This window comes from Streptomyces sp. NPDC030165, from assembly GCF_055573595.1.
In genome coordinates, this window is sequence record NZ_JBVIBD010000022.1 from 94,149 (window position 1) to 119,084 (window position 24,936).

The window sequence follows — 24,936 nt, forward strand, 5'->3', positions numbered from 1 at the left end:
CTACAGGTGTAGTTACGGGGGTGACCGCCGGCGCGGTCCGGACCGCACGGCTTACGGGGAGGGCTCATGCAGCAGCGCACAGCGGTCGTCATCGGCGGCGGTATCGGCGGCCTCACCGCCGCCGTAGCCCTGCACCGGCAGGGATGGCAGGTCACCGTCCTGGAACGGGCCCCCTCGCTCGAACCCGTCGGCGCCGGAATCGCCCTGGCGCCCAACGCCCAGCGCGCGCTGGACACGATCGGGGTGGGCGACGCTGTACGGGACATGGCCGTCCGGCAGACCGAGGGGCAGCTCAGGACGCCGCGCGGCCGACGGCTGGCCTGTACGGACAACGCCGCCTCCGTACGGCGCTTCGGCGGCCCTGTCGTGATCGCCCACCGTGCGGAGCTGGTCGGCCTGCTCGTCGCGCGGCTGCCCGAGGGGGCCGTACGGACCGCAGCGCCCGCCGGGGTGACCGACCCGGGCGATCCCGCGCGGCCGGACCGCCCGGCCCGAGTACGTCTGCTCCCGGCCACCGAGCGCCCCGGCCCCGCCGAAAGCGAAAGCACCACTCAGAACCTCGCAACCCCCGCAGCCCACACAGGCCCCGCAGACCCCACAGATCCCGCCGAAAGCAGCGCCACCCTCACCGCCGACCTCGTCATAGCCGCCGACGGCATCCACTCCGCCGCCCGCCGCACGCTCTTCCCCGGCCACCCCGAGCCCCGTTACGCCGGTTTCACCAGCTGGCGCCTGATCGCCCCGGCCCCTCGCCGACCGTACGCCGGGCACGAGACCTGGGGGCGTGGCGAGACGTGGGGGAGCATGCCGCTGCACGGCGGCCGGGTGTACGCGTACGCCACCGCGGTCGTGCCGCCCGGGGGCCGCGCGCCCGACGGTGAACGGTCCGAGCTGCTGCGCCGCTTCGGCGGCTGGCACCACCCCGTACCCGAGATCCTCGAAGCCGCCGACCCGGCCTGCATCCTGCGCAACGACGTCAGCACGGCGGCGCGCCCGCTGCCCGCCTGCCACCGGGGCCGGGTCGCGCTGCTCGGCGACGCGGTGCACCCGATGACCCCCAACCTCGGGCAGGGCGGCTGTCAGGCCGTCGAGGACGCGATCGTGCTGGCGCACCACCTCGCGTCGGGCCGGGAGCTGCCGGCCGCTCTCGACGCGTACACGCGGGACCGGCTGCCGCGGACCACGGAGGTCGTGCGCCGGGCGGAGCGCGTCGGCCGCCTCACCACCTGGCGGTCCGCGCCGGGCGTGCTGCTGCGCGGGGCCGCCGTCGCCTGTGCCGCGCGGCTCGCGCCGGACCTCGCGCTGCGTGCTCTCGACGGCATCGCCGACTGGCGGCCGCCGGGCGGCACGTATGCTTCCGGGGCGCCGGGCACACCACCGGCGCGCCCGGCGTGATGACCGTACGGCATCGGCACGGGCGGCAACATCGGCACGCCCGGCGCGCCGGTCCGCAGGCGGTCCGGGGCGGCGGCGCAACCCAGGGAGTACGCGTGAAGGTCGGCTGCATCGGACTCGGCGACATCGCACAGAAGGCGTATCTGCCGGTGCTCGGCGCGCAGCCCGGTGTCGAGCTGCACCTGCAGACCCGTACCCCGACCACCCTGGAGCGGGTCGCCGGAACGTATCGCCTGCCGGCCGGCCAGTGCCACACCGACCTGGACGGGCTGCTCGCCGCCGGGCTGGACGCGGCGTTCGTGCACGCGCCCACCACCGCGCACCCGGAGATCGTCACCCGCCTCGTCGAGGCCGGGGTACCGACCTATGTCGACAAGCCGGTCGCCTACGAGCTGGCCGAGACCGAGCGCATCGTGCGGCTCGCCGAGGAGCGCGGCGTCAGCCTGGCGGTCGGCTTCAACCGCCGCTACGCGCCGGGCTACGCGCAGTGCCTGGAGCACCCCCGCGACCTGATCCTGATGCAGAAGAACCGGGTCGGCCTGCCGGAGGACCCGCGTTCGCTGGTGCTGGACGACTTCATCCACGTGGTCGACACGCTGCGCTTCCTGGCGCCCGGCACCGTCGACCACGTGGACGTACGGGCGAAGGTCGAGGACGGCCTGATGCACCATGTGGTGCTGCACCTCTCCGGCGACGGCTTCAGCGCCATCGGCAGCATGAACCGCCTCAGCGGTTCCGCGGAGGAGATCCTCGACGTGTCGGGGCAGGACACCAAGCGCCAGGTCGTCAACCTCGCCGAGGTCATCGACCACAAGGGACAGCCGAGTGTGCGGCGGCGCGGCGACTGGGTGCCGGTGGCCCGGCAGCGCGGCATCGAGCAGATCGTGCTCGCGTTCCTGGACGACGTACGGGCGGACCGCTTCGTGTCCGCCGAGGACGCGCTGCGTACGCACGAGTTGTGCGAGCGGGTGATCCACGAGGCGCTGGGGCAGGGGGCGTAGGACCCACCGCGGTCCTCCTGGAGCGGGCTCAGGACGTGTCCTGGCGGCTCCCGCCCGGTCCGGGCGCTCCCCGGCGTGAACGGAGCGCACGGGCTCCCGTCACGACCGCGTACGCGCCGAGCGCCAGCATCGCGCCGTACAGCGCCCAGTCGCCGAAGCGGACGTACGGGCTGGTGCCCGCGGCCAGCGGGACGTCGTACACGGCCGCCGCGCCGCGCTCGGTGCCGAGCCGGCCGCCCACCGGCTCGCCGCGCGGTCCGTACACCGCGCTGACCCCGGTCAAGGTGGCATGCGCCATCGGCCGCCAGGTCTCGGCAGCGCGCAGCGCGGCCAGCGAGGCGTGCTGGGCGGGCGCCCAGCTGTCCTGGAAGGTCGACGTGGAGGACTGCGCGACCAGCAGCTGTGCGCCGTCGCGCACCAGCTGCCGGCTCATGTCCGGGAACGCCGACTCGAAGCACACCAGCGGCCCCACGCGGAGCCCGTCCGCCGTGCCGACGGGCATCAGCACCTGGCGGGTGCCGCGCATCCGGTTCTGGTCCGCGGCCTTGCCGACGTGCGTGGCCCAGCCCAGTACGGAGCGGAGCGGGATGTACTCGCCGAAGGGGACCAGCCGCATCTTGTCGTAGCGGTGGCCGGTCGCGCCGCGCGGGCCGACCAGCACGGAACTCTTGTAGATGCCGGGCTGCCCGGCGTGCCGCCCGTCGACGTTCACCAGGAGGTCGGCACCCACCTCCCGGGAGAGCGCGGCGAGCCGGGCCGCCATGGCCGGGCTGCGGGTCAGGTCGCGGTTGACGCTGCTCTCGCCCCAGACCACCAGCCGGACGCCGCGCCCGGCCAGCGAACGGGTCAGCTCCTCGCCGCGCGCTATCCGTGCGTCCGCGCCCGCGATCTCGCCCGGTTGGACGAGGCCGACGCGGACCGTGCCCGCCGCGCGCGGCACGGGCGTCCACAGCCAGGCCGCGGCGCCGCCGACCGCGCACACGAGGAGGCCCGCCACGGCCGGTACGCGGGCGCGCGGCAGCGCGACGAGCACGGCGAGCGCGGTGTTCACCGCCACGATGAGCAGGCTCAGCAGCCAGACTCCACCGATGGACGCGAGCCGCAGGGCGGGCGGCACCTGCCACTGGCTGGCACCGAGCAGCCCCCATGGCCCGCCCAAGTACTCCCAGGACCTGACCAGTTCGACCATCAGCCAGCCGGACGGTACGAGGGCGAGGGACGCCGCGCACCGGCGCGCGCCGGGCGTCCCGTGCAGCAGGGCCCGTACGAGCAGGCCCCACGGCGCCCACAACAGGCCGAGCAGCGCCGCCAGCACGAGGATGAAGACGTGCAGACTCGGCAGCAGCCAGTGGTGCACCGCCAGCATGAAGCCGGCGCCGCCCAGCCAGCCGTCCAGCGCCGCCCGGCGGTTCGAACGGGCCGAGCGCGCCAGCAGGAGCCACGGGATGAGGGCGACATAGGCCAGCCACCACAGGGCTGGCGCCGGGAAGGCCAGGGCGGGCAGCGCCCCGGCCGCGACCGCCGCGGCACCACGTCCCCAGGGCGACGCGAGCGTCTTCTCCCACCAGCCGGCCGGCTCCCGCATACCGCTCCTTCCATCGGATCGCAGCACCCAGTGTGCGCGCGTCGGCCGATCATGGACAGAAGGCGGACGTGGTCCGTCAGGCCCGTGCCGGGGCCAGCTGCCGCCACTTCTCGTGGACGACGACCTCGCTCAGCCGCCAGCCCTCGGCGGCGCGGCGGGCGGCGAAGACGTAGCGGCCGGCGCAGGTGTAGTTGGGGGTGGCCGACGCGCCCGCAGGTTCGCCGGGCGGCGTGTCGTGCGGGCCGGCGAGGTGCATCGGGTTGAGGTAGTCCGCCTGCACGGTGGCCATGTCGCCGGGCGCGCCGCCGTCGCGCAGCTCGATGCCGATCCGCCGGTTGACGATCAGGTGCTGGCGCACCGGGAAGCGCCGCATCACCTCGGCGAGCCAGTCCGCGACGTCGGTGACGCTGCCCGCGATGCCGCCCGCCGAGCGGTAGTCGACGCGGCCTTCGGGGACGAACAGGGCCCGGTACGCGGCCCAGTCGCCGTCGTCGACGGCGATCGCATAGCCGGTGACCAGGTCGTCGATGGCGATGCGGTCCATGACAGTGGTGTGTTCCACGCGCTGGGTCATCGCCTCAGTGTTCGGCATGGAACGGGCCGCGCCAAGGGCCGGGGGAGCCCGAGCGGTGCGGCCGGACAGCCTGGCCGTGGGCCCGGGCGTGGTACGGCCGTGTGCCCCGTCCGGGGACGGGGGCACACGGGAAGTGACCGGCCTGCCGGTCAGTGCGCCGGAGCCGGTTCCGCCGCTGCGCGCGCCGCGCGTTCCCCGGAGGTCCGCGCCTGCTCGAACTGGGTGCGGTACAGCTCCTCGTAGCGCCCGCCCGCCGCGAGCAGCGCGTCGTGGGTGCCGCGCTCCACGATCCGGCCGTCCTCGACCACCAGGATCAGGTCGGCGGCCCGTACGGTCGACAGGCGGTGCGCGATGATCACGGATGTACGGCCTTCCAGGGCCTCGGCCAGTGCTTCCTGCACCGCTGCCTCGGAGGTGTTGTCCAGGTGGGCGGTGGCCTCGTCCAGGATCACCACGCGCGGCCGGGCCAGCAGCAGGCGGGCGATGGTCAGCCGCTGCCGTTCACCGCCGGAGAGCCGGTAGCCGCGCTCGCCGACCACCGTGTCCAGGCCGTCGGGCAGCGAGGCGATCAGGCCGTCCAGGCGGGAGCGGCGCAGCGCGTCCCACAGCTCCTCCTCGTCCGCCTCCGGCCTGGCGAGCAGCAGGTTTTCCCGGATCGTGTCGTGGAAGAGGTGCCCGTCCTGGGTCACCATGCCGAGGGTGTCGCGGATCGAGTCGGCCGTCAGGTCGCGTACGTCCACGCCGGCGAGCCGTACCGCGCCGGTGTCCGTGTCGTACAGCCGCGGCAGCAGCTGCGCGATCGTCGACTTGCCCGCGCCCGAGGAGCCGACCAGGGCGACCATCTGGCCCGGTTCCGCGCGGAAGGAGACGTCGTGCAGCACTTCGGCGCCGCCCCGGGTGTCCAGGGTCGCGACCTCTTCGAGGGAGGCGAGGGAGACCTTGTCGGCGGACGGGTAGCCGAAGTGCACGGAGTCGAACTCCACCGAGACCGGACCGTCCGGCACCGTACGGGCGTCCGGCTTCTGCTCGATCAGCGGCTTCAGGTCGAGCACCTCGAAGACCCGCTCGAAGCTGACGAGGGCGCTCATCACCTCGGTGTGCGCGCCGGACAGCGCTGTCAGCGGCGCGTACAGGCGGGTCAGCAGCAGGGCCAGCGAGACGATCGCGCCCGTTTCGAGGTGGCCGCGCAGCGCCAGGAGGCCGCCGAGACCGTAGACGACGGCCAGGGCGAGGGCGGAGACCAGGGTGAGCGCGGTGACGAAGTACGTCTGGACCATGGCGGTACGGACCCCGATGTCCCGCACCCGCCGGGCCCGCGCGGCGAATTCGGCGGACTCCCGGGCCGGGCGGCCGAACAGCTTGACGAGGGTGGCGCCCGGCGCGGAGAACCGCTCGGTCATCTGTGTGCCCATCGCGGCGTTGTGGTCGGACGCCTCCCGGCGCAGTCCGGCCAGCCGCCGGCCGACGCGGCGCGCGGGCAGCACGAACACCGGCAGCAGCACCAGCGCGATCAATGTGATCTGCCACGACAGGCTCAGCATCACCACGAGTGTCAGCAGGAGCGTCACGACGTTGCCGACCACACTGGACAGCGTGTCGCTGAACGCCCGCTGCGCGCCGATCACGTCGTTGTTCAGGCGGCTGACCAGGGCGCCCGTCCGCGTACGGGTGAAGAAGGCGACCGGCATCCGCTGTACGTGGTCGTAGACCGTGGTCCGCAGGTCGAGGATCAGCCCCTCGCCCAGGCTCGCCGACAGCCGCCGGGTCAGCAGTCCGAGCCCGGCCTCCGCCACCGCGATGGCGGCGATCAGTCCGGCGAAGGCCAGGACGGTCCCGGCCGCCCCGTCGCGGTCGATGGCGTCGACCACCCGGCCGGCGAGCAGGGGGGTGGCGACCGCCAGTACGGCGGTCACCGTGCTGAGCACCAGGAACCAGGCCAGCGAGCGCCGGTGCGGCCGGGCGAAGGCGACGATGCGCCGCAGGGTGGAACGGGAGAACGGGCGCTTGTCCTGCTGCGCGTTCAGGGCACTGTGCAGCGAGTGCCAGGCGGTGACTTCCATGTCCATCGCGGTCCTCCAGGGCGGCGTGGTCGGCACGGGATCGATCGCGGGCCGTGGTGACCGGCGACATGCCAGAAGCTATGACCTCAACCAATGTTGAGGTCAAGGGATTCCCTTGTCGGCACGCCGGGGGAGCGGGCGGGATGCGGCGACGCCCGGCGTACATGCTGATGTGTACGCCGGGCGCACGCCCCTCAGGCGCCCGCCGCCCGTCGCCAAGCCGTCGAGCGCAGCAGCCGCAGCCCGTTGAGTCCGACCAGGACGGTCGAACCCTCGTGCCCGAGCACCCCCAGGGGCAGCGGCAGGTGCCCCGCCAGGTCCCAGGTGACCAGCGCACCGATGCACACGGACGCGATGACCAGGTTCTGCACCACCAGCCGGCGTGCCCGGCGGGAGAGCGCGACGACCGTCGGCACCGCACCGGCCTCGTCGCGTACCACCACCGCGTCGGCCGTCTCCAGCGCCAGGTCGGAACCCGCCCGGCCCATCGCGACGCCGCTGTGCGCGGCGGCCAGCGCGGGGGCGTCGTTCACCCCGTCGCCGACCATGAGCACCCTCGCCCCGTCGTCCTGCCAGGCGCGGACCGCGGCCACCTTGTCCTGCGGCAGCAGCCCGGCCCGTACGTCCGTGATGCCGCACTCCTCGGCCGTACGCCGGGCGGCGCGGGCGTTGTCGCCGGTCAGCAGCGTCACACCGGCTGCGGGCCCGGAACCGGCTTCCGTAAGGCGCTGCAGCCGGGCCACGGCTTCCGGGGCGCCGGGGCGCAGCCGGTCGGTGACGGCCAGTACGGCGACGGGCGCACCGTCCACCAGGACGGCCACCGCTGTCCGACCGGTGGCTTCGACCTCTGCCGCAGCAGCACGCGCCTCGCGCAGGCGCTCCTCCGCGAGCCCATCACCGCTCCCTTCCGCCCCCGCGCCCAGAAGCGCGGCAGGGCTGCCGACCCGTACCGTGCGCCCCTCCACGACGGCGTGCACACCCCGGCCCGGCGTGGACGAGAAGTCGTACGCGCCGGGCACCCGCAGACCGTGCTCCCGGGCGGCGGCGACCACGGCGCGGGCGAGCGGGTGCTCGCTGGGCCGCTCCGCCGCGGCGGCGAGCGCGAGGGCCCGCGACTGGTCCGCGCCGCCCAGCGGACGCACGGCGGCGACCCGTGGCGCGCCCTCGGTGAGCGTGCCGGTCTTGTCCATCGCGACCCGCGTCACCGCGCCCAGACGCTCCATCGCCACCGCCGACTTGACCAGGACGCCGTGCCGCCCGGCGGTGGCGATCGCGGACAGCAGCGGCGGCATGGTGGCCAGCACGACCGCGCACGGTGACGCCACGATCATGAAGGTCATGGCCCGCAGCAGGGTCGCGGTGAAGTCCGCGCCCCACAGCAGCGGCAGCGCGAACAGGGCGAGGGCCGCGGCCACCACGGCTGCGGAGTAGCGCTGCTCGACCTTCTCGATGAACACCTGGGTGGGGGCCTTCGTCCGGCCTGCCTCCTCGACCATGGCCACGATGCGGGCGATCGCCGACTCGGAGGCGTCCTTGCCGACCCGTATCCGCAGCGCGCCGGTGCCGTTCAGCGTGCCCGCGAACACCTCGTCGTCCGGTCCCCTGTCCACCGGCAGCGGCTCGCCGGTGATGGTGGCCTGGTCCACCTCGCTCGCGCCGTCCAGCACCGTGCCGTCGGCGGGCAGCCGCTCCCCGGGGCGTACGAGCACGGTGTCGCCCACCAGCAGCGCGGCCGCCTCGACGGTCTCCTCCCGGCCGTCGGCCGCCAGCCGTACGGCGGTGGTGGGCGCGAGGTCGAGCAGGCCGCGCACCGAGTCCTCGGTGCGCCGGGTGGCCAGGGCCTCCAGGGCGCCGGAGACCGCGAAGATCACGATCAGCAGGCCGCCGTCGAGGAACTGCCCGATCGCCGCCGCGCCGACCGCCGCCACGATCATCAGCAGGTCGACGTCGAGGGTGCGTTCGCGTAGCGCCCGCAGGCCCGCGAGGCCCGGTTCCCAGCCGCCGGCCGCGTAACACACCACGTACAGCGGCCCCCACGCCCACGCCGGGGCGTCCGTCAGGTCGAGGGGGAAGGCGAGCAGGAACGCGAGAGCGGAGAGGGCTGCCCAGCGCACCTCGGGGAGGGCGAAGAGCCGGGTGCGGCGCGGTCGGGGCGGGGGAGCGGCCGCCGGTCCTACGGGGGTGTGGAGGGGGGTGGATGCCGGGGATGCCGCGGTGGCCGGTGACGGGGCGGTGGTGACTGGTGGTGGGGTGGTGGCCGGTGGTTCGGCGGCGGTCGGGGGCTGCTGCGTACGGCCATGGCTGGACGTGGACGTCATCGGTACCTCGGTGCGGGACGGGGGGCGGGACGGAACCCGGACACCATAGCCGAACACATGAAGACGTCTTCAAGTATTGCCGAATATACGATGAGGCATATGGGACACGGAGTCGACGGCAGGACCACACCGGCAGCACACCTGGACGCGGATGCCGCCGCGACCATCGCCGCCACTCTCCAGGCGCTGGCGACCCCGTCGCGGCTGATGATCCTCACCCGCCTGCGTCAGGGGCCCTGCCCGGTGGGCGAGCTGGCCGGGGCGGTCGGCATGGAGCAGTCGGCGGTCTCCCACCAGCTCCGGCTGCTCCGGGCGCTCGGCCTGGTCACCGGCTCCCGGCAGGGTCGCCGGATCGTCTACAGCCTCTACGACACCCACGTCGCCCAGCTCCTCGACGAGGCCGTCTACCACATCGAGCACCTGCGGCTCGGCGCGCGCGATCTGCCCGACATGGCGGAGAGCGAAGAGGCGGGCGGGGGCGGGGCGGAGGAACGGGCCGGAGCCGGGGGCAAGGCGGGAATCGGAGAGCGGCCCCGCGGCCACTGATGACCGCCGGTGCGCCCGGCGCGCACCTCGGCGCTCCGGACCCTCTCGGCCCGGCGTGCACCCCGGCGCTCACCCCGCCCCGTGCGCCGCCAGTCGCTCCCGTACATCTTCCGCCGAGAGGTACACATCGGTCCGCTCGAAGTCGCGCAGCGTCGCGGGCTTCTCGGCCTGGAAGCCGGTGCGTACGAAGTCGTCCCCGGCAGTGGCGTTGATCAGCCAGTTCGCCACGGTACGGAACCTGGCGACGCCGGTGCGCAGCGCCATCAGGTGGTAGCCGCGCGCCGCCACCTGGGCGGGCAGCCCCGTCAGCTCGTACCCCAGCGGCTTGGACACCGCGTCGATGCCGCCGAGGTCCACGACCAGGCCGAGGTCCTTGTGCCGGTACGGCGAGCGCGGCGCCCCGCGCAGCCCGGCGATGATGTTGCGCGCGGCGTGCTTGCCCTGCCGCGAGGCGTGCTGCGCGGTGGGCGGGCAGACCGCGCCCGCGCCCTTCTCCAGGTCCGGTACGGCCGCGGCGTCACCGCAGGCCAGCACGTCCGGCATGCCCGGCACGGTCAGGTCGGCGTCGACGACGAGCCGCCCTCGTACGGTCTCCGCGCCGAGCGTGCCGATCAGCGGACTGGCCGCCACGCCCGCCGTCCAGATCAGCGTCCGGCACGGCAGCACCCGCCCGTCCGTGAACTGCACGCAGTCCTCGGTCACTTCGGCGACCGAGACGCCGAGCGACACCTCCGTACCGCGCTGCCGCATCAGCTCCAGCGCCTTCCGGCCCAGCCGGTCGCCCAGTTCGGGCATCAGCTTCGGAGCGATGTCGATCAGGTGCCACTTGATCTGGGTGGTGTCCAGACGCGGGTAGCGGCGGGCGGCCGCACTGGTGAGCCGTTGCAGGTAGGCGACCGTCTCCGTCCCCGCGTAGCCGCCGCCGACGACGACGAACTGCAGCCGCGCCGCGCGCTCTTCCGGGTCCGTCGAGGCCGCGGCGATGTCCAGCTGGGCGATGACGTGATCCCGGATGTACGCGGCTTCGGCCAGCGTCTTCATGCCCCGCGCATAGGTCGTCAGGCCGGGGATGTCGAACGTGCGGGTGATGCTGCCGGGCGTCAGCACCAGCCGGTCGTAGCGGATGTCGGTGGTCTCGCCCGTGATCAGCCGTACGACGCAGACCTTCGCCGCGGTGTCGATGCCGATCACCCCGCCGGGCACCAGACGCGTCCGGCGCAGGATCCGCCGCAGGGAGGGCGCGATCGACTGCGGGGTGACCACTCCGGCGGCGACGTGCGGCAGCAGCGGCAGATACAGCTCGTAGTTGTTGGGGGTGACGAGCACGATCTCGGCCGTCTCGGCGGACAGCCCGTGCTCCAGGCCCCGGGCGCACTCCACCCCGGCGAAGCCGCCGCCCACGATCAGGACTCTGGGTCGTTCCATGACGCGTCCTCGCCTCTGTCAGCAGCTGTGTCGGCTCCCGGCCACGCTGGCACGGGGCGGCGGGCCCCGCCACCGCGCCCACCGGGTACCTCCTGCGACCGGGTGAGAAACAGGGGTACCAGGTGTCGCGGAGGTCCCGGCCGCCACAGGTGCCGTGGTACGTCCTGGCCGTCACGGCTGCCGCGATGTGTCCGGACCGTCCCGCTGTCCCGGCTCAGCGGCCGTCGCGGTGGGTGGGCCGGGGGCGGCCGGTGCGGGCGAAGTGCGGCAGGGAGATGCCGCCACGGTGCGCTGCCTCGCCTGCGCCGGGCCGTACGAACAGGGTGACGGTCACGCCCTCGGTGAACCCGTTACGGCGCATCAGCGTCGCCGACGCCGTATTGCCCACCTCGACATCGGTCACCACGGACGCGGCGCCGGCCTCCGTCAGCACGGCGCAGCAGTCCTGCACCAGCCGCCCGGCCACGCCGCGCCCCTGGAAGCCCGGGTCCACCGCGATCCACTCCAGGTAGCCCCAGTCCTCGCGCTGCTCGAAGGTCATCGAACCGAGCACGAACCCGGCTAGCCGCTCCCCGGCCATGGCGACCCGGCACGCGGGCACGGAGGCGTCGAGGTGGGTGGCGACGGCGGTCAGCGACCAGCCGGTGTACGGCATGGAGCCGGTGTCGTAGACCCGCTCCCCCAGCTCCAGGACGGCGGGGAGGTGCTCGGGCCGCAGGGGGCGGAGAGTGATCTCGGGGTCGTGGGCGGCCGGTATCGGCATGGCCGGCGCTCCTTTCGGCGGGCACGTACGGGGACGTATAGGAACGTACGGGGGGTACTGGGTATGAGCTGGATGCGTACCGGGCGCGTGCCGGACATGTGCTGAGCACGGGCCAGGCGCGTAAGGGAATAAACCCACCCTAATCGGCGCGACCTCGGGCCGCGGGTCCGCCCTTGTAGTTTGCGAGGGTGAGCACATCCGCCGCCGAGATCCTCTCCCTCCTGCTGCTGGTCTGCGTCCTGGTCTTCGCCGTACGGAGGCCGGGCGGCGCCCCCGAGGTGGTGGCGGCCGTACCGGCGGCGGGCCTGCTCGTACTGGCCGGCGCGGTGTCGCCGGCCGCCGCGTGGCAGCAGGTGCACACGCTGCTGCCGGTCGTGGGCTTCCTGGCCGCCGTGCTGGTCCTGGCGTACCTGTGCGCGCGGGAGGGGCTGTTCGAGGCGGCGGGCTCGGCGCTGGCGCGGCGCTGCGCGGGACGGCCGCGGCTCCTGCTGGCCGGGGTCTTCGTACTCGCCGCCGCGGTCACGGCGGTGCTCAGTCTGGACGCGACGGTGGTGCTGCTGACGCCGGTGATCGTGGCCACCGCCGCACACGCCGGCGCTCGCGCCCGCCCGCACCTGTACGCGTGCGCCCACCTGTCGAACTCCGCCTCGCTACTGCTGCCCGTCTCCAACCTCACCAACCTGCTGGCCCTCGGCGCGGCCGGGCTGTCCTTCACGCGGTTCGCGGCCCTGATGGCGCTGCCGTGGGCCGTCGTGGTGGTCTTCGAGTACCTGGTGTTCCGCCGGTTCTTCGGCCGGGACCTGGCGGACGACGAGGGATACGGCAACGCCTCAGAAACAATAGACGCCTCAAACAGCGCAAAAGCTACAGATCCACCCCTCCCCGTCTTCGCACTCGTCGTCCTCTCCCTGACACTCGCCGGGTTCGTCGTGACCTCCTTCGCCGGGCTCAACCCGGTCTGGGCGGCGCTGGCCGGCGTACTGGTCCTGGGAGCACGCGCGCTGACGCGCCGGGAGACGACCGTGACCGGGATCGTGAAGGCGGCCAACCCGTTCTTCTGCCTCTTCGTACTGGCCCTGGGGGTCGTGGTGGAGGCGGTCGTCGCCAACGGCCTCGGCGGGGCCGTCGACCGGCTGCTGCCCGAAGGTGCTTCGCTGCCCGCGCTCCTCGGCGTGGCCGGGTTCGCCGCCCTCCTCGCCAACGTCATCAACAACCTGCCGGCGGTGCTGGCACTGCTGCCGGTGGCGGAACACGGCGGCGCCGGCCCCGTCCTCGCGGTGCTGATCGGCGTGAACCTCGGCCCGAACCTGACGTACGTGGGTTCGCTGGCCACCCTCCTGTGGCGACGCATCCTCCAGGACCGGAACGACGCGCCGGACCTGGGCACTTTCACCCGGCTCGGCCTGCTGACCGTTCCGGGTGGCCTGGTCTTCTCGACGCTGGCCCTGTGGGGGGCCTTGCAGGTCATCGGTACGTAGGGCGCGGAACTGCTGACCGGCACCCTGCCGGTCACCCGGCACCTCTGCAAGGAACGCAAGGGAGAGCGTCGGTCAGCCGATGGGGTTGACGAAGGTGGCGGGGTGGTGTCTTCGCCGGTGGCGAAGACCGTCTTGAGTTCCGCCCGACGGGACGGGGGAGACGAATGTCCGGCTGATCGACGACGAGGAGGCGCGGACGCCGTGTAAGGCAGATGGGGAAGGAGATAAGCGCTGACCGGAAACGGCTCGGTCTTTTGGACGACTCGTGGGTCCGGGGACGGAGTGGGCCGCATCCTCCGGGTATCAGTGGCCTCTCTTCACCGCTTCCGCCTCACCTGTCACCGGCCCACCTTCCGGCACCGTACGCGGTGACCGCCGTTCCGTGGGTGGTCGTCGGTGGGCGGGTGTCCACCGTTGTGGCGCACAGTATGAGTTTGAGACAACTTCATTACGTATGCGCCGTCCGGACTGATGGTGGGGCCAGCGGGTAAGCCGTAGACACGTAGGGCGCAGCCGACGACCCGGACCCCGCCGGAGGCTGGCACCGCGCGGATGCCGAACGCCGACGGTGGTCATCCCCGCCCGGGCCGCAACGGGCGAGCCCCCCCAACTTCCGTACGTCTCCACCGCCAGCGTGCGGCGGCATCTCGCGCACCGGCACGGAAATGGGGACAGGCATGGTGGACCAGGGGCGGAACTACGCGAGCCGGGAACACGTGGTGGGCGCGACCACGGTGGTGGAACTGAGTGGAGAAATGGACATCCTGGCGGCGACCGCGTTGTCGGCGCGGCTCGACGAGATCACTGGCGCGCGCTGCCCCGATCTCGTGCTGGACATGCGGGACGTGACCTTCATCGACTGCTGCGGCGTGTCGATGCTGTGCCGCGCCCGGCGCCGGGCCGAGGCCAAGGCGGGGCGCCTGCGCCTGGCCGGCGTCGCCGACAGCCCAACCGTGCTGCGGCTGCTGCGGCTGACCGGCCTGCTGTCCGCGTTCGACCTCTGCCTCGACCCTGGCCCCGGGGCGGCGTTCGAACCGGCCTGCGAAACCCGCGCCGAATCCCGCGCCGAGGCCCGTGCCGAGACTTGCGTCGAGTCCTGTGCCGAGACCCGTGTCGAGACCCGTGTCCGGACCCGCGCCGAGGGCTGCACCGAGGCCCGGCCGGACAGCGACCGGGCCTGCGCGCGGACCGAGGGCGGGGGACACCCGGCCACACCGGACGCCTCCACGGACACCGCCGTGGCCTGAGAGTCCGCGTCAGGCGGGCAGTACCGCCTCGATCGCCTGCGTCAGCTCCGCCGCCTCGGGCTCGGTCCGGGGCCGGAACCGCCCCACGACCGTCCCTTCGGCGTCGATGAGGAACTTCTCGAAGTTCCACTGCACGTCACCGGCCTCACCCGCGCCGTCCTCGGTGCGGGTGAGTTCCGTATACAGCGGGTGCCGGTCCGGGCCGTTGACGTCGGTCTTCTCGAACAGCGGGAAGCTGACCCCGTAGGTGGCCGAGCAGAAGGTGGCGATCTCCTCGGCGCTGCCCGGCTCCTGGCCCGCGAACTGGTTGCTGGGGAAGCCGAGAACGCTGAAGCCGCGGTCACCGTACTGCTGCTGCAGCCGCTCCAGCCCCGAGTACTGCGGCGTCAGGCCGCACTTGGACGCCACGTTGACCACCAGCAGGGCGCGGCCCCGGTAGTCGGCCAGGGAGGCGGGCTCACCGTTCAGGGTGCGCAGGGGGATGTCGTACAGGCTCACGTTCAGGCTCCTCGCTACGGGACCGCGGTTGCGGACAGACTTCCTCAGGGGCAACAGTGCCCGCACGTGTGTTCTTCCCCGGCTGCCGCTCCTCCTGCGGCCGGCCCGGCCACGGGCGGAGCACGCCGGTGCGCCACTCCCTGAGCAGCTGGTCGAAGATCGGGGTGTTCCCGTCGGGCGGCCGGTGGGGCTGGCGTGCCTGATGTGTGGCGTGCGCGTGGGGTGGTGGGTAGGGATGGCTCTGTGCGCCGTTCATGACCGGATCCAACAGGAACCTCGCGCCCCGGGTTGCGGCCCGCCACGGGACCGCACTGAGAAGCCCCCGGGCCGGTGACGGGCAGAAGATACGTTCCCGCGGCCGCTCGGCGTTCCCCGTGTATTCCCGACGGAGGATGGCGGGGCGCGGTCGGCGGACGTGGTGGCTCGGGCCTGTCCTGTTGTGCCGGTGTCAGGTCATGGGTATTAACCCGGCTGTGAAATGACTGTGTGCGGACTATCTGCATTCTGTGAGGGAACCGGTATCGGCCATGCTTTGTACCGTCATTCGCGGGAGAGGGCGAAGGGGAGGGGGCGGGAACTCGCAGGTTGAGGGGTGATCGGTCAAGAGCGCGCCCGTGGGCGGGGGTTGAGATGCCGGCGGACGCGCAGGTCGGATGGGTGGAGGCGGGTGCCGGGGGCATGAGGAGAAGCGTTCCCGCCAGGAGGGAATTCCCGGCGGTGGTGATCACGGGTTTCCCTCAGGGAGCTTGACCGGAAAGGTGCTGGACGTAGCAGGATTCGCCATTCCGCTTCCGTGGCTCATCTTTCTCTCATGTTCGCGTGGCACGGTGAGGTTGCGTGTTCGAGGCGGCACCGGAAACCACGTACGGTCGTGCCCATTTCCTGTGGCGGGACATCCCGCTGTTCGGTGCCGTCGTCGCCGGTGATGCACTGCCCCCGAAATCCGGCCTCGGCGCAAGGCCGCCGACCCCGAAGGTGCCGTCCGCGGCGGCGCCCCGCTCGGTCGTGTCCGCGCCGGGAACCCACCGTCGCCCTGCGGTGCCCCGACCCCCTCCGCATCCGGGAGAGACCACCATGTCCGCCACCACCTTCGTGGACCGGCCCGTCCTCACCGAACGGCCGCACAGTCGCTGGCAGTTCTGGCAGACCCCCGCAGGCCGGCCGCGCTGGGACCGGCCCGCGCTCCTGGGCATCGCCGCGCTCGCCGCGGTGCTGTACGCCTGGAACATCACCAGCAGCGACTATGCCGGGTACTACGCCGCCGCCGTACGCAGTATGTCGGAGAGCTGGAAGGCGTTCCTCTTCACGTCCTTCGACCCGGCCTCCACCGTCACCCTGGACAAGATCGGCGGTTTTCTGTGGCCGCAGGCGCTGTCCGCGCGGCTCTTCGGGTTCAGCAACTGGGCCCTGACGCTCCCGCAGTGCGTCGAGGGCGTCGTCTGCGTCCTGGTGATCCACCGCACGGTACGGCGCTGGCGCGGCCCGGCAGCCGGCCTCCTCGCCGCCGGGGCGCTGACGCTCACGCCGGTGGCGGCGTCGATGTTCGGGCACGCGCTGCTGGAGGCGCCGCTGACCATGTGCCTGGTGCTTGCCGCCGACCAGTGCGCGAAGGCGATGGCCGGCGGGCGGCCGCGGCACCTGCTGCTGGCGGCCGTCTGGGTGGGAGTGGCTTTCCAGGCGGCGATGATGCAGGCGTGGATCATCGTTCCGGCGCTGACCGTGGCGTACTTCGTGGCGTCACCGGCCACGCTGCGCAAGCGGCTCGGACATCTGCTGACCGCGGGCGCGGTGCTGTTCGCCGTCTCGTTCTCCTGGGTTCTGCTGATGACCGTCGTCCCGCAGGGTGCCCGGCCGTACGTGGACGGGTCGCGCGACAACAGCGCCCTGTCGATGGTGTTCGGCTACAACGGCTTCGACCGGCTCAGCTCCGGCTGGAACATCGATGCCGCCGACAGTACGACGCCGGGCGCGGCCAAGGGCACGTCCGGAGCGGACGGCGGGGCCGGGCACAAGGCCAAGGACGATGCGAGGAACGGTACCGAGGGCGGCGCCAAGAACGGTACCGACGGTGGCGCCAGGAACGGCGCCAAGAGCGGAGCCGGGGCCGGGGCGGACGGGCGTCCGTCGGGGGCCGGTTCCGGACGGCACGCGCCCGGTAAGAGCGCCGGTGCGGGCGACCATTCCGCGCCCGGCACCGGCCTGGCGCGGGATGCCCGCCAGGCCCCGGGCGGCGGCGGGTCGCAGGTGGCGGTGGGCGATCCCATCAGCGGCTGGCTAAAGCTCTTCCGTGCCCCCCTGGCACAGCAGATCGGCTGGCTCTTCCCGCTCGCGCTGTCCGCCCTCGTCCTCGGCTTCGTCACCCGCCGCAGGCAGCCCCGTACGGACCCGGTACGCGGCGGCTACCTCCTGTGGGGCGGCTGGCTCCTGACAGCGGTGGCGGTCATGAGCGCCATCAATGTCCCGCACGCCACGTACATGGCGGCCCTGGCACCGGGCCTCGCCGCGCTGTCCGCCGCCGGAGTCGTCACGCTGTGGCGCGCGTATCGGCAGGCGACGGAGCGTCAGGCCGGCAAGGACACCGGGGCCCTCCGGGCGTGGGCGCTGCCGGCCGTCGTCGCGGTCCAGGCGGCCTGGGCGGTGTACCTCGTCTCCGGCCACTCGGACTGGGTGCCGTGGCTGATCCCCGTACTCATCGTGACGGCACTCGTCGCCCTCGGCCTGCTCGCCCACGGCGCCCTGCGCGCCCGGCGGAGCATCCGGGCCCGGCGTATCCGGCGTATCGCCACCGCCGGTCTGGTCGCCGGCTGCGTCACGATGATCGCGGCCCCCGCCACCTGGTCGCTGTCCGTCCTGGACCCGCGCTACACCGGCTCCGCGCACTCGGCGTCCGCGGGCCCGCAGGACTCCACGCTCGGCACGCCCGCCCGGCTGACGGACACCCAGCGCAAGATCCTCGACTACGTGGAGCGCCGCCGCGGAACAGCTGACCACAGCTTCTCGGCCGGGCTGCTCACCGCGGAGCCGTACATCCGTCTCGGCGGCTCCGCCGTCCTGCCGCTCGGCGGCTTTGCGGCGGGGACCGAACCGGTCACCCTCGGCGAGTACCAGCGCCTGGTGGCGGCCGGGGAACTGCGCTTCGCGCTCGTCGGCAAGGGGGACGACGTGGGCACGTCGGAGAAGGCGCGGATCAGCCGGTGGGTGCGGTCGGCGTGCGAGAAGGTGGATCCGTCGGCGTACGGCGGTGAGACCCGGGCGGGGAGCGGGGAGCAGGGACAGGCTCGTACCCGCACCGGCACCGGCACCGGCACCGGGAGTGGCACCAGTACCGGCACCAGCACCGGCACCGGGAGCGGACCGCAAGCCGGCCCCGGCCACGCATCCGGCCCGCGTCAGGACCTCTACCGCTGCTCCGCCGCCAACGCGCGCTCCTGAGGGCACGCATCCCTGAGGGCACACGCCTCTGACGGTACGTGCATCGCCCCCGGCCCCACTCCTGCCGCCCCTTCCTCACGTATGACCCTCTTGGCCCGTCGTGCCCCTCTTGACCCGTGAGCGAGCGGGCCAGCACAGTACGGGTGACCGTCTGGTCCGACCGGTCTCCTGACGTCGCGTCAGGGGAGTTGGAGGGTGCCGTGCACAGCAGCCCGAGTGTCGTGCCGCCGGGCCCGGAGGCCGGCGTGCCGGAGGCGGCGGGGCCGCGTACCGCCGTACCCGTACCGCCGGTCGACGAAGCGGCCGCCGTGGCTCTCGCGCAGGACCTGGTGCGGCTGCGGACCGTCAACGCGGCGGGCGCCACCACCGTCGAACAGCCCGCCGCCGACCTCGTCTCCCGGCTCTTCACCACGTTCGGCTGGACGCACGAGGTGGTGGAGGTCGCCCCCGGGCGCCCCAACGTCGTGGCGGTCGTCGAGGGCGGCGGCGGGCCGGGCCGCACCCTGATGTTCGAGGGGCACACGGACGTCGTGACGGAGGGCGACGCCGACGCGTGGACCGTCGATCCGTACGGCGCGCAGATCCGCGACGGGCGGCTGTGGGGCCGTGGTGCCGCCGACATGAAGTCGGGGGTGGCGGCCATGATCTACGGGGTGCGGGCGCTCCAGGAGGCGGGGCCGTTCCCGGGCCGGGTCGTCGTCGGCGTGCTGTGCGACGAGGAGGGGCTGATGCTCGGCGCCAAGGCGTTCGCCGCCTCGCCGCTGGCCGCCGAGGTGGACGGCGTCGTCGTCTGCGAGCCGGAGGGGTACGAGGTGTGCACCTCGGCCCGCGGCGGCATCCGCCTGCGGCTCGATCTCCAAGGGGCCATGGCGCACGGCGCGATGCCGCAGGAGGGTCGTAACACCGTGGTCGCGGGGGCGCGCGTCGTCGCCGCGCTCGCGGCGGCGGAGGAGTGGGCGGTCCGGCGGTACGGGACCCATCCGCACGCCGGGACGGTGACCGTCACCCCGACGGTGCTGCGCGCCGGCGACCCCGACCAGCTCAACGTCATCCCCGGCCACGGCGTGCTCGGCATCGACGCACGGACCGTCCCCGGCACCGACCACGCCGAACTCGTCGAGCACCTGCGGCGGACCGCCGTGGCCGCGGCGGCCGAGGTGGGGGTCACGGTCGGGCTGACCGTCGTCGACGACCGGCCGGCCGTCGAGATCGCCGCCGACCACCCGCTCGTCACGGCTCTGGTGGCCGCCCACCGGCAGGTGCACGGCGTCGCGCCGTCCTTCGGCGCGGTCCCCGGCACGACCGACGGGACGATCCTCACCCGTGACGCGGGCCTGCCGACCGTCGTCCACGGGCCGGGCGGCAAGTGGATCGCCCACCAGAAGGACGAGTACGTGGAGATACGGGAGATCGCCGAGTACGCGAGGGTGTACGCCGTGGCGGCCCGGCACTTCCTCACCGGGAGCGACACCCGGCGCGAATCCGCCGCCGGGCCCGGCCGCCCCGAAGGCGACGGCGCATGACGCCACCCGATCCGCCCGAGCCATTCGTTTCCTCTGATCCGTCCAATCCATCCGATCCATCTGATCCGCCCACGACGCCCACGACGCCCAAGCCGTCCAATTCGCCCACCGGCCCTCCCGACAGCCACGACACGCCGGACCGCGACACGCCGGACCGCGACACGCCGGACGTTCTCCCCGCCGCCCTGCCCCCGGGCCTTCCCGTCGGCGACGGCTGGGTGTCCGTCCCGCGTACCGGGCCGGTGGTCTTCCCGTACGACGGTGAGGAGTTCGCCAGAGCGCCGGTGGGCGACGCGGACCTCGCGCGCCGTGCCGTCGAACACGCCGCGGCCCTCCGCGCCCGGGTCGCGCGGCTGGCCTCGCGCCTACGGCGTCAGGTGCTGAACGGCGTGGCGGCGGACCTGGAGGACGTGGCCGGGCCGATGGAGGACCTGCTGGTCCGCGAGACCGGCAAGCCGCGCACCGACTGCCGTACCGAAGTGCGGCGGGCCGTGGCCACCTGGCAGGCCGCCGCCGACGAAGTCGTGCACGTCCACGGTGAGACGGTGCCGCTGGACCTGCTGCCCTCCGGGGACGGCATGTTCGGGTTCTGGACCCGGCGTCCGGTCGGCGTCGTGGTCGGCATCGCCGGCTTCAACTACCCGATGATGCTGGCCTCCCACAAGATCGCCCCGGCGCTCGCGGCCGGCTGCCCGGTGATCGTCAAACCGGCCCCGGCCACCCCGCTGGCCACCCTGTGGCTGGTCCACCTCGTACGGGAACGGCTCACCGTGGCCGGCGCGCCCGCCGGCGCCGTACAGCTGGTCACCGGCGACGCCGAGGTCGGCCGCACGCTGACCACGCACCCCGATGTCGCCGCGGTCTCCTTCACCGGCTCCGCCGCCGTCGGCCACCGCATCGCCCGGGACGCCGCGCCCCGCAAGGTGGTGCTCGAACTCGGCTCCAACGCGGCGCTCGTGGTCGCCGCCGACGCCGACCTGGACGCGGCCGCCGACGCGGTGGCCCGCGGCGGCTACTACGCCTCCGGCCAGGCATGCATCGCCGTACAGCGGGTGATCGCCGTCGCGGAGATCGCCGGTGAGCTGGAGCGGCGGATCGCCGAGCGGCTGCCCGGCATCGTCGTCGGCGACCCGCGCGAGGAGGACACCCGGGTCGCCGCCCTCATCGACGAGGCCGCCACCGTACGCGTGCTGTCCTGGATCGACCGGGCCCGCGCGGCCGGCGCCCGGGTGGTGGCGGGCGGCACGCGCGTCGGCCGGTGCGTGGCGCCGACCCTGCTGGCCGAGGTGCCGGACGGCCAGCTCGCCTGGGACGAGGAGATCTTCGGGCCGGTCGTCGCGCTGCGTACGGTCCCGGACCTGGAAGCGGCGTACGACCTGGTCAACGCCGGGCGGTACGGGCTGCACGCGGCGGTCTTCACCCGCGGCCTGGACGCCGCCTTCCGGGCGCTGGACGCGCTCGACGTCGGCGGCGTGGTGATCAACGAGGTGCCGGGCTACCGCAGCGACGTGGCTCCGTACGGCGGCGTCAAGGATTCGGGGCTCGGCCGCGAGGGGCCGCGCTTCGCGATCGAGGAGCTGACGGTGACGCGGATGGCGGTGATCCGCCCGTGAGCGGCGCGGGAGGCGACGGCAGCACCGGGGAACACCCGTCATGCCCTGCGGACCACGCGCCCGTACGGACCTGGCAGCACACCACGCACAGCACACCACACGCCGTACATCCGATCCGACAACAGGGAGCAGGCCATGGACGACACTGCCGGTGCGCCGGTCGAGTACGCGAGACTGTTCCGCCTGGACGGGCGGCGGATCGCGGTCGTGGGCGGAGCCGGCGGCATCGGGCGGGAGGCGGTACGGGCGCTGGCCGCCCACGGCGCCGAAGTGATCGTCGCCGACCTGGACGCGGCCGGTGCCGCCTCGGCCGCTGAGGCCGCCGCGGCCGAGGCACCGGCTCCCGGCAGCCGGGCCGGCACCGCGACCGCCTTTCCCCTCGACGTCCTGGACGCGGACGCGGTACGGGCCGCGGTGGACCGGTGGGGGGCGCTGGACGGGCTGGTCGTGACCGTCGGCGTCAATGTGCGCAAGCGGATCGCCGATTACACCGCGGCGGAGTTCGACCGGGTGATCGCCCTCAACCTGCGGGCCGTCTTCACCCTCGTACAGGCCGTCGCGCCCGCCATGGCCGAGCGCGGCCGGGGCAGCGTGGTCGGCCTGGCTTCGATGCGCGCCTTCCAGGTCGAGCCGGGGCAGAGCGCGTACGCGGCGGCCAAGGCCGGGCTGGTGCAGTTCCTGCGGACGGCCGCGGCCGAGTGGGGGCCGCGCGGCGTCCGGTTCAACGCGGTGGCGCCCGGCGTGGTCCGTACGCCGCTCACCGATCAGATCGCCGCCGACCCGCAGTGGTACGACGCCTACGCGCGGGCGTCCGCGCTGGGACGGTGGGCCCGTGCCGACGAGATCGCGGGCGCCGTCACGTACCTCGTCTCGGACGCGTCCACCTTCGTCACCGGCAGCGTCCTGACGGTCGACGGCGGATGGACGGCCGTGGACGGCCGGTACGAGCCGTCGCTCTGAGACCGCGCGGCCGGCCTGACCTGCGTACCGGGATCACGGAACCACGGGACCACCACGGATCACCGATTCACCCGATTCACCACGGAGTCACATGCCACCACGCACCACCGCCTACGACGTCCCCGGCCTCGCCGCCCCCGTGGAGATCCGCGTCGACCGCTGGGGCGTGCCCCACTTGTACGCCGACTCCCGGGACGACCTCTTCCTCGCCCAGGGCTTCAACGCCGCCCGGGACCGGCTCTTCCAGATCGACCTGTGGCGGCGCCGCGGACTCGGCCTGCTCTCCGAGGTGTTCGGGGAGAGCTGCCTCGAACACGACCGGGCGGCGCGTCTCTTCCTGTACCGCGGTGACATGGCCGCGGAATGGACCGCCTACGGGGCCGGTACGGAGCGCATCGTCGGCGCCTTCGTGCGCGGCGTCAACGCGTACGTGGCGCTCTGCCGGGCCGATCCCACGCACCTGCCGGCCGAGTTCGCGCTGCTCGGCCACCAGCCGGCCTACTGGGATCCCGCCGACGTCGCCCGTATCCGCAGCCACGGCCTCTTCTACAACCTGGAGCAGGAGGTCGCCCGCGCGCTGACCCTGCGCGACCACGGCCCCGCCGTCGAGGACTTGCGCCGGGTACGGGAGCCCGCGCACACCCTGCGCGTGCCGGAGGGTCTGGACCTGTCCGTCATCCCGGACGACGTGCTTCGCGTCTACCGGCTGGCCACCACCCCGCCGTGGGAGAGCGGCGGGCCGCCCCAGGGGCCGGACGGCAGCAACAACTGGGTGATCGCCCCGTCCCGTACCGCCACCGGCCGGCCGCTGCTCGCCAACGACCCGCACCGCGCCGTCACCCTGCCCGCGCTGCGCTACCTCGCCCACCTGTCGGCCCCCGGCATCGACGCCGTCGGCGCCGGGGAGCCCGCGCTGCCCGGCATCTCCATCGGCCACAACGGCCGGATCGCCTTCGGGCTGACGATCTTCCCCGTCGACCAGGAGGACCTGTACGTCTACCGCACCGACCCCGCCGACCCGCGACAGTACTGGTACGACGGCCGCTGGGAGCCCATGCGCCAGGTGAGCGAGACGGTCCCGGTGCGCGATGCCGGGCAGCCGGCCACCGTGGACCTGTGGTTCACCCGGCACGGACCGGTGATCCACGACGACCCGGAGCGCGGTACGGCGTTCGCGGTACGGGCCGCCTGGCTCGACCCGGGCATGGCCCCGTACCTGGGCAGCACCGGATACATGACGGCGGACGGCCCGGACGCCTTCGTCAGCGCGATGAGCCGGTGGGGCGCGCCCGGCGAGAACCAGGTGTACGCCGCTCCCGACGGAACCATCGGCTGGCAGCCCGGCGGCCGGGTCCCCGACCGCCCGAACTGGGACGGCACACTGCCGGTGCCCGGCGACGGCCGCTACGAGTGGGCGGGCTTCCACCCCGTCGAGAGCCTGCCGTCCGTACGCGACCCCGCCCAGGGCTGGTTCGCCACGGCCAACCAGATGAACCTCCCGCCCGGCTACCCGAACGCCGAGCGGACCGTCACCTACGACTGGCACGCGCCCGTCCGCCACGACCGGATCGCCGCGGAACTGGCCGCGCGCGCCGGCTGGACCGTCGCGGACTGCGTACGTCTGCAGACCGACCACACCAGCCTCACCGCACGCCGCATCCAGCCGCTCCTGGCCGGTGTCAGCAGCGACGACCCGGACGTGGCCTGGGCGCTGGAGCAGCTCCGTGCCTGGGACGCCGAGCTGGCGCCCGGCTCCGTACCCGCCGCGCTCTTCGAGGTCTGGTACCGGCGGCACCTGCGTCCGGCCGTGCTGGAACGGGCGCTGGCCCGCCTGTTGCCTCCCGACAGACGGGCCGCCGCCCTGGCCCGCGTCCTGCCCGTGGACGAGGCCGCCACCACCGACCCCCGGGTGGACCTGGACCTGCTGCTCACCCCGGGCGACCGCCTCGGCCCCGACCCGGACGGCGCCCTGCGCACCGCCGTCCTCGACACCCTCCCCGCCGCGCTCGCCGAACTCGGCCGGCTGCTCGGACCGGACCGCGACCGCTGGACCTGGGGAGCGCTGCACCAGGCGGAACCACGGCATCCGCTCGCCGCGTGGCTGGGGGCGCGGGCCCCGCACTGGACCCGTGTCGGGCCCGCGCCGCGCGGCGGCAGCGGCGACACGGCCGATGCCACCGCGTACGGCGCGGACTTCCGGCAGACCGCCGGGGCCACCTTCCGGCTGGTGATCGACGTCGGCGACTGGGACGCTTCGGTGGCCATGAACGCGCCCGGCCAGTCCGGCGCCCCGGACAGCCCGCACTACCGCGATCTCTTCACGGACTGGGCGGCGGACGGCGCCTTTCCGCTCTTGTACGGCCGCGCCGCGGTCGAGCGGCACACCACCCACGTGATCACGCTGAAGCCGCCGGAAGAGCCGGGCCCGGCCGCCCCGCCGGCCCACCGTGATTCAGATCACGGGAATTGCGGTGTAACAAACCATGGGTGAGTGCGCGATGAATACAGAGGTGCTCGC

17 protein-coding genes are annotated in these 24,936 nt (G+C 73.6%); 10 read left to right on the top strand and 7 right to left on the bottom strand.

Annotated features, from left to right (window positions below; genetic code table 11):
* The first annotated feature begins 66 nt into the window (after nucleotides 1-66).
* Entirely contained in the window at nucleotides 67-1,395 is a 1,329-nt protein-coding gene (locus ACZ4Z1_RS33055; protein ID WP_468490344.1) for an FAD-dependent oxidoreductase, read from the top strand.
* Between the two features lie 95 nt (nucleotides 1,396-1,490).
* Nucleotides 1,491-2,396 carry a Gfo/Idh/MocA family protein gene (locus tag ACZ4Z1_RS33060; protein ID WP_468490345.1) on the top strand — a complete coding sequence of 302 codons (906 nt, stop codon included), beginning with the start codon at nucleotides 1,491-1,493 and terminating at the stop codon, nucleotides 2,394-2,396.
* A 28-nt stretch (nucleotides 2,397-2,424) separates the two neighbouring features.
* Here ACZ4Z1_RS33060 and lnt read toward each other — a convergent pair whose 3' ends face one another.
* From lnt to ACZ4Z1_RS33080, 4 genes are all read right to left on the bottom strand, one after another.
* On the bottom strand, nucleotides 2,425-3,981 hold the full coding sequence (gene lnt / locus ACZ4Z1_RS33065) for an apolipoprotein N-acyltransferase (RefSeq protein WP_468490346.1): 1,557 nt from the start codon (nucleotides 3,979-3,981) through the stop codon (nucleotides 2,425-2,427).
* A gap of 76 nt (nucleotides 3,982-4,057) precedes the next feature.
* Nucleotides 4,058-4,555 (bottom strand): nuclear transport factor 2 family protein, encoded by a 498-nt coding sequence (locus ACZ4Z1_RS33070; RefSeq protein WP_468490347.1) that lies wholly within the window; start codon nucleotides 4,553-4,555, stop codon nucleotides 4,058-4,060.
* A gap of 149 nt (nucleotides 4,556-4,704) precedes the next feature.
* Nucleotides 4,705-6,621 carry an ABC transporter ATP-binding protein gene (locus ACZ4Z1_RS33075; RefSeq protein ID WP_468490348.1) on the bottom strand — a complete coding sequence of 639 codons (1,917 nt, stop codon included), beginning with the start codon at nucleotides 6,619-6,621 and terminating at the stop codon, nucleotides 4,705-4,707.
* 188 nt (nucleotides 6,622-6,809) lie between these two features.
* Nucleotides 6,810-8,933: a heavy metal translocating P-type ATPase gene (locus tag ACZ4Z1_RS33080; RefSeq protein WP_468490349.1), complete on the bottom strand. Its 2,124-nt coding sequence runs from the start codon at nucleotides 8,931-8,933 to the stop codon at nucleotides 6,810-6,812.
* A gap of 99 nt (nucleotides 8,934-9,032) precedes the next feature.
* Here ACZ4Z1_RS33080 and ACZ4Z1_RS33085 point away from each other — a divergent pair, with 99 nt between their 5' ends.
* Nucleotides 9,033-9,479, top strand: coding sequence for an ArsR/SmtB family transcription factor (locus ACZ4Z1_RS33085; protein WP_468490350.1), 447 nt, complete (start codon nucleotides 9,033-9,035; stop codon nucleotides 9,477-9,479).
* Between the two features lie 69 nt (nucleotides 9,480-9,548).
* On the opposite strand, the gene ACZ4Z1_RS33090 is transcribed toward ACZ4Z1_RS33085, so the two are convergent.
* On the bottom strand, nucleotides 9,549-10,904 hold the full coding sequence (locus ACZ4Z1_RS33090) for an NAD(P)/FAD-dependent oxidoreductase (protein ID WP_468490351.1): 1,356 nt from the start codon (nucleotides 10,902-10,904) through the stop codon (nucleotides 9,549-9,551).
* A gap of 214 nt (nucleotides 10,905-11,118) precedes the next feature.
* The gene (locus ACZ4Z1_RS33095; protein ID WP_468490352.1) at nucleotides 11,119-11,667 is read right to left on the bottom strand and encodes a GNAT family N-acetyltransferase; all 549 of its coding nucleotides are present in this window, start codon (nucleotides 11,665-11,667) and stop codon (nucleotides 11,119-11,121) included.
* A 188-nt stretch (nucleotides 11,668-11,855) separates the two neighbouring features.
* On the opposite strand from ACZ4Z1_RS33095, the gene ACZ4Z1_RS33100 reads away from it, so the two are divergent.
* Together ACZ4Z1_RS33100 and ACZ4Z1_RS33105 are read left to right on the top strand one after the other, a co-directional pair.
* Nucleotides 11,856-13,145, top strand: coding sequence for an SLC13 family permease (locus ACZ4Z1_RS33100; protein WP_468490353.1), 1,290 nt, complete (start codon nucleotides 11,856-11,858; stop codon nucleotides 13,143-13,145).
* 677 nt (nucleotides 13,146-13,822) lie between these two features.
* Complete coding sequence (locus ACZ4Z1_RS33105; RefSeq protein WP_468490354.1) at nucleotides 13,823-14,392, top strand: STAS domain-containing protein; 570 nt, start codon at nucleotides 13,823-13,825, stop codon at nucleotides 14,390-14,392.
* Between the two features lie 9 nt (nucleotides 14,393-14,401).
* On the opposite strand, the gene ACZ4Z1_RS33110 is transcribed toward ACZ4Z1_RS33105, so the two are convergent.
* Entirely contained in the window at nucleotides 14,402-14,890 is a 489-nt protein-coding gene (locus ACZ4Z1_RS33110; RefSeq protein ID WP_468490355.1) for a glutathione peroxidase, read from the bottom strand.
* Nucleotides 14,891-15,964: 1,074 nt separating this feature from the next.
* Between ACZ4Z1_RS33110 and ACZ4Z1_RS33115 the strand changes: the two genes are divergently transcribed.
* The 5 genes from ACZ4Z1_RS33115 to ACZ4Z1_RS33135 all read left to right on the top strand — a co-directional run bounded on the left by ACZ4Z1_RS33115 (nucleotide 15,965) and on the right by ACZ4Z1_RS33135 (nucleotide 24,909).
* Entirely contained in the window at nucleotides 15,965-18,322 is a 2,358-nt protein-coding gene (locus ACZ4Z1_RS33115) for an ArnT family glycosyltransferase (protein ID WP_468490356.1), read from the top strand.
* 200 nt (nucleotides 18,323-18,522) lie between these two features.
* Nucleotides 18,523-19,845, top strand: a complete 1,323-nt coding sequence (locus ACZ4Z1_RS33120) for a M20 family metallopeptidase (protein WP_468490357.1) — start codon at nucleotides 18,523-18,525, stop codon at nucleotides 19,843-19,845.
* Nucleotides 19,842-21,458, top strand: coding sequence for an aldehyde dehydrogenase family protein (locus ACZ4Z1_RS33125; protein WP_468490358.1), 1,617 nt, complete (start codon nucleotides 19,842-19,844; stop codon nucleotides 21,456-21,458). The genes ACZ4Z1_RS33120 and ACZ4Z1_RS33125 overlap by 4 nt, the downstream gene beginning before the upstream one ends.
* Before the next feature lie 135 nt (nucleotides 21,459-21,593).
* The gene (locus ACZ4Z1_RS33130; RefSeq protein ID WP_468490359.1) at nucleotides 21,594-22,418 is read left to right on the top strand and encodes an SDR family NAD(P)-dependent oxidoreductase; all 825 of its coding nucleotides are present in this window, start codon (nucleotides 21,594-21,596) and stop codon (nucleotides 22,416-22,418) included.
* Nucleotides 22,419-22,509: 91 nt separating this feature from the next.
* Nucleotides 22,510-24,909, top strand: a complete 2,400-nt coding sequence (locus tag ACZ4Z1_RS33135) for a penicillin acylase family protein (protein ID WP_468490360.1) — start codon at nucleotides 22,510-22,512, stop codon at nucleotides 24,907-24,909.
* Nucleotides 24,910-24,936 lie beyond the last annotated feature (27 nt).

Bases quoted from the DNA above. Each gene is read 5' to 3' on its own strand.
- ACZ4Z1_RS33055 (WP_468490344.1), top strand. From the start codon at position 67: ATGCAGCAGCGCACAGCGGTCGTCATCGGCGGCGGTATCGGCGGCCTC.
- lnt (WP_468490346.1), bottom strand. From the start codon at position 3,981: ATGCGGGAGCCGGCCGGCTGGTGGGAGAAGACGCTCGCGTCGCCCTGG.
- ACZ4Z1_RS33070 (WP_468490347.1), bottom strand. From the start codon at position 4,555: ATGACCCAGCGCGTGGAACACACCACTGTCATGGACCGCATCGCCATC.
- ACZ4Z1_RS33075 (WP_468490348.1), bottom strand. From the start codon at position 6,621: ATGGACATGGAAGTCACCGCCTGGCACTCGCTGCACAGTGCCCTGAAC.
- ACZ4Z1_RS33080 (WP_468490349.1), bottom strand. From the start codon at position 8,933: ATGACGTCCACGTCCAGCCATGGCCGTACGCAGCAGCCCCCGACCGCC.
- ACZ4Z1_RS33085 (WP_468490350.1), top strand. From the start codon at position 9,033: ATGGGACACGGAGTCGACGGCAGGACCACACCGGCAGCACACCTGGAC.
- ACZ4Z1_RS33090 (WP_468490351.1), bottom strand. From the start codon at position 10,904: ATGGAACGACCCAGAGTCCTGATCGTGGGCGGCGGCTTCGCCGGGGTG.
- ACZ4Z1_RS33095 (WP_468490352.1), bottom strand. From the start codon at position 11,667: ATGCCGATACCGGCCGCCCACGACCCCGAGATCACTCTCCGCCCCCTG.
- ACZ4Z1_RS33105 (WP_468490354.1), top strand. From the start codon at position 13,823: ATGGTGGACCAGGGGCGGAACTACGCGAGCCGGGAACACGTGGTGGGC.
- ACZ4Z1_RS33115 (WP_468490356.1), top strand. From the start codon at position 15,965: ATGTCCGCCACCACCTTCGTGGACCGGCCCGTCCTCACCGAACGGCCG.
- ACZ4Z1_RS33125 (WP_468490358.1), top strand. From the start codon at position 19,842: ATGACGCCACCCGATCCGCCCGAGCCATTCGTTTCCTCTGATCCGTCC.
- ACZ4Z1_RS33130 (WP_468490359.1), top strand. From the start codon at position 21,594: ATGGACGACACTGCCGGTGCGCCGGTCGAGTACGCGAGACTGTTCCGC.
- ACZ4Z1_RS33135 (WP_468490360.1), top strand. From the start codon at position 22,510: ATGCCACCACGCACCACCGCCTACGACGTCCCCGGCCTCGCCGCCCCC.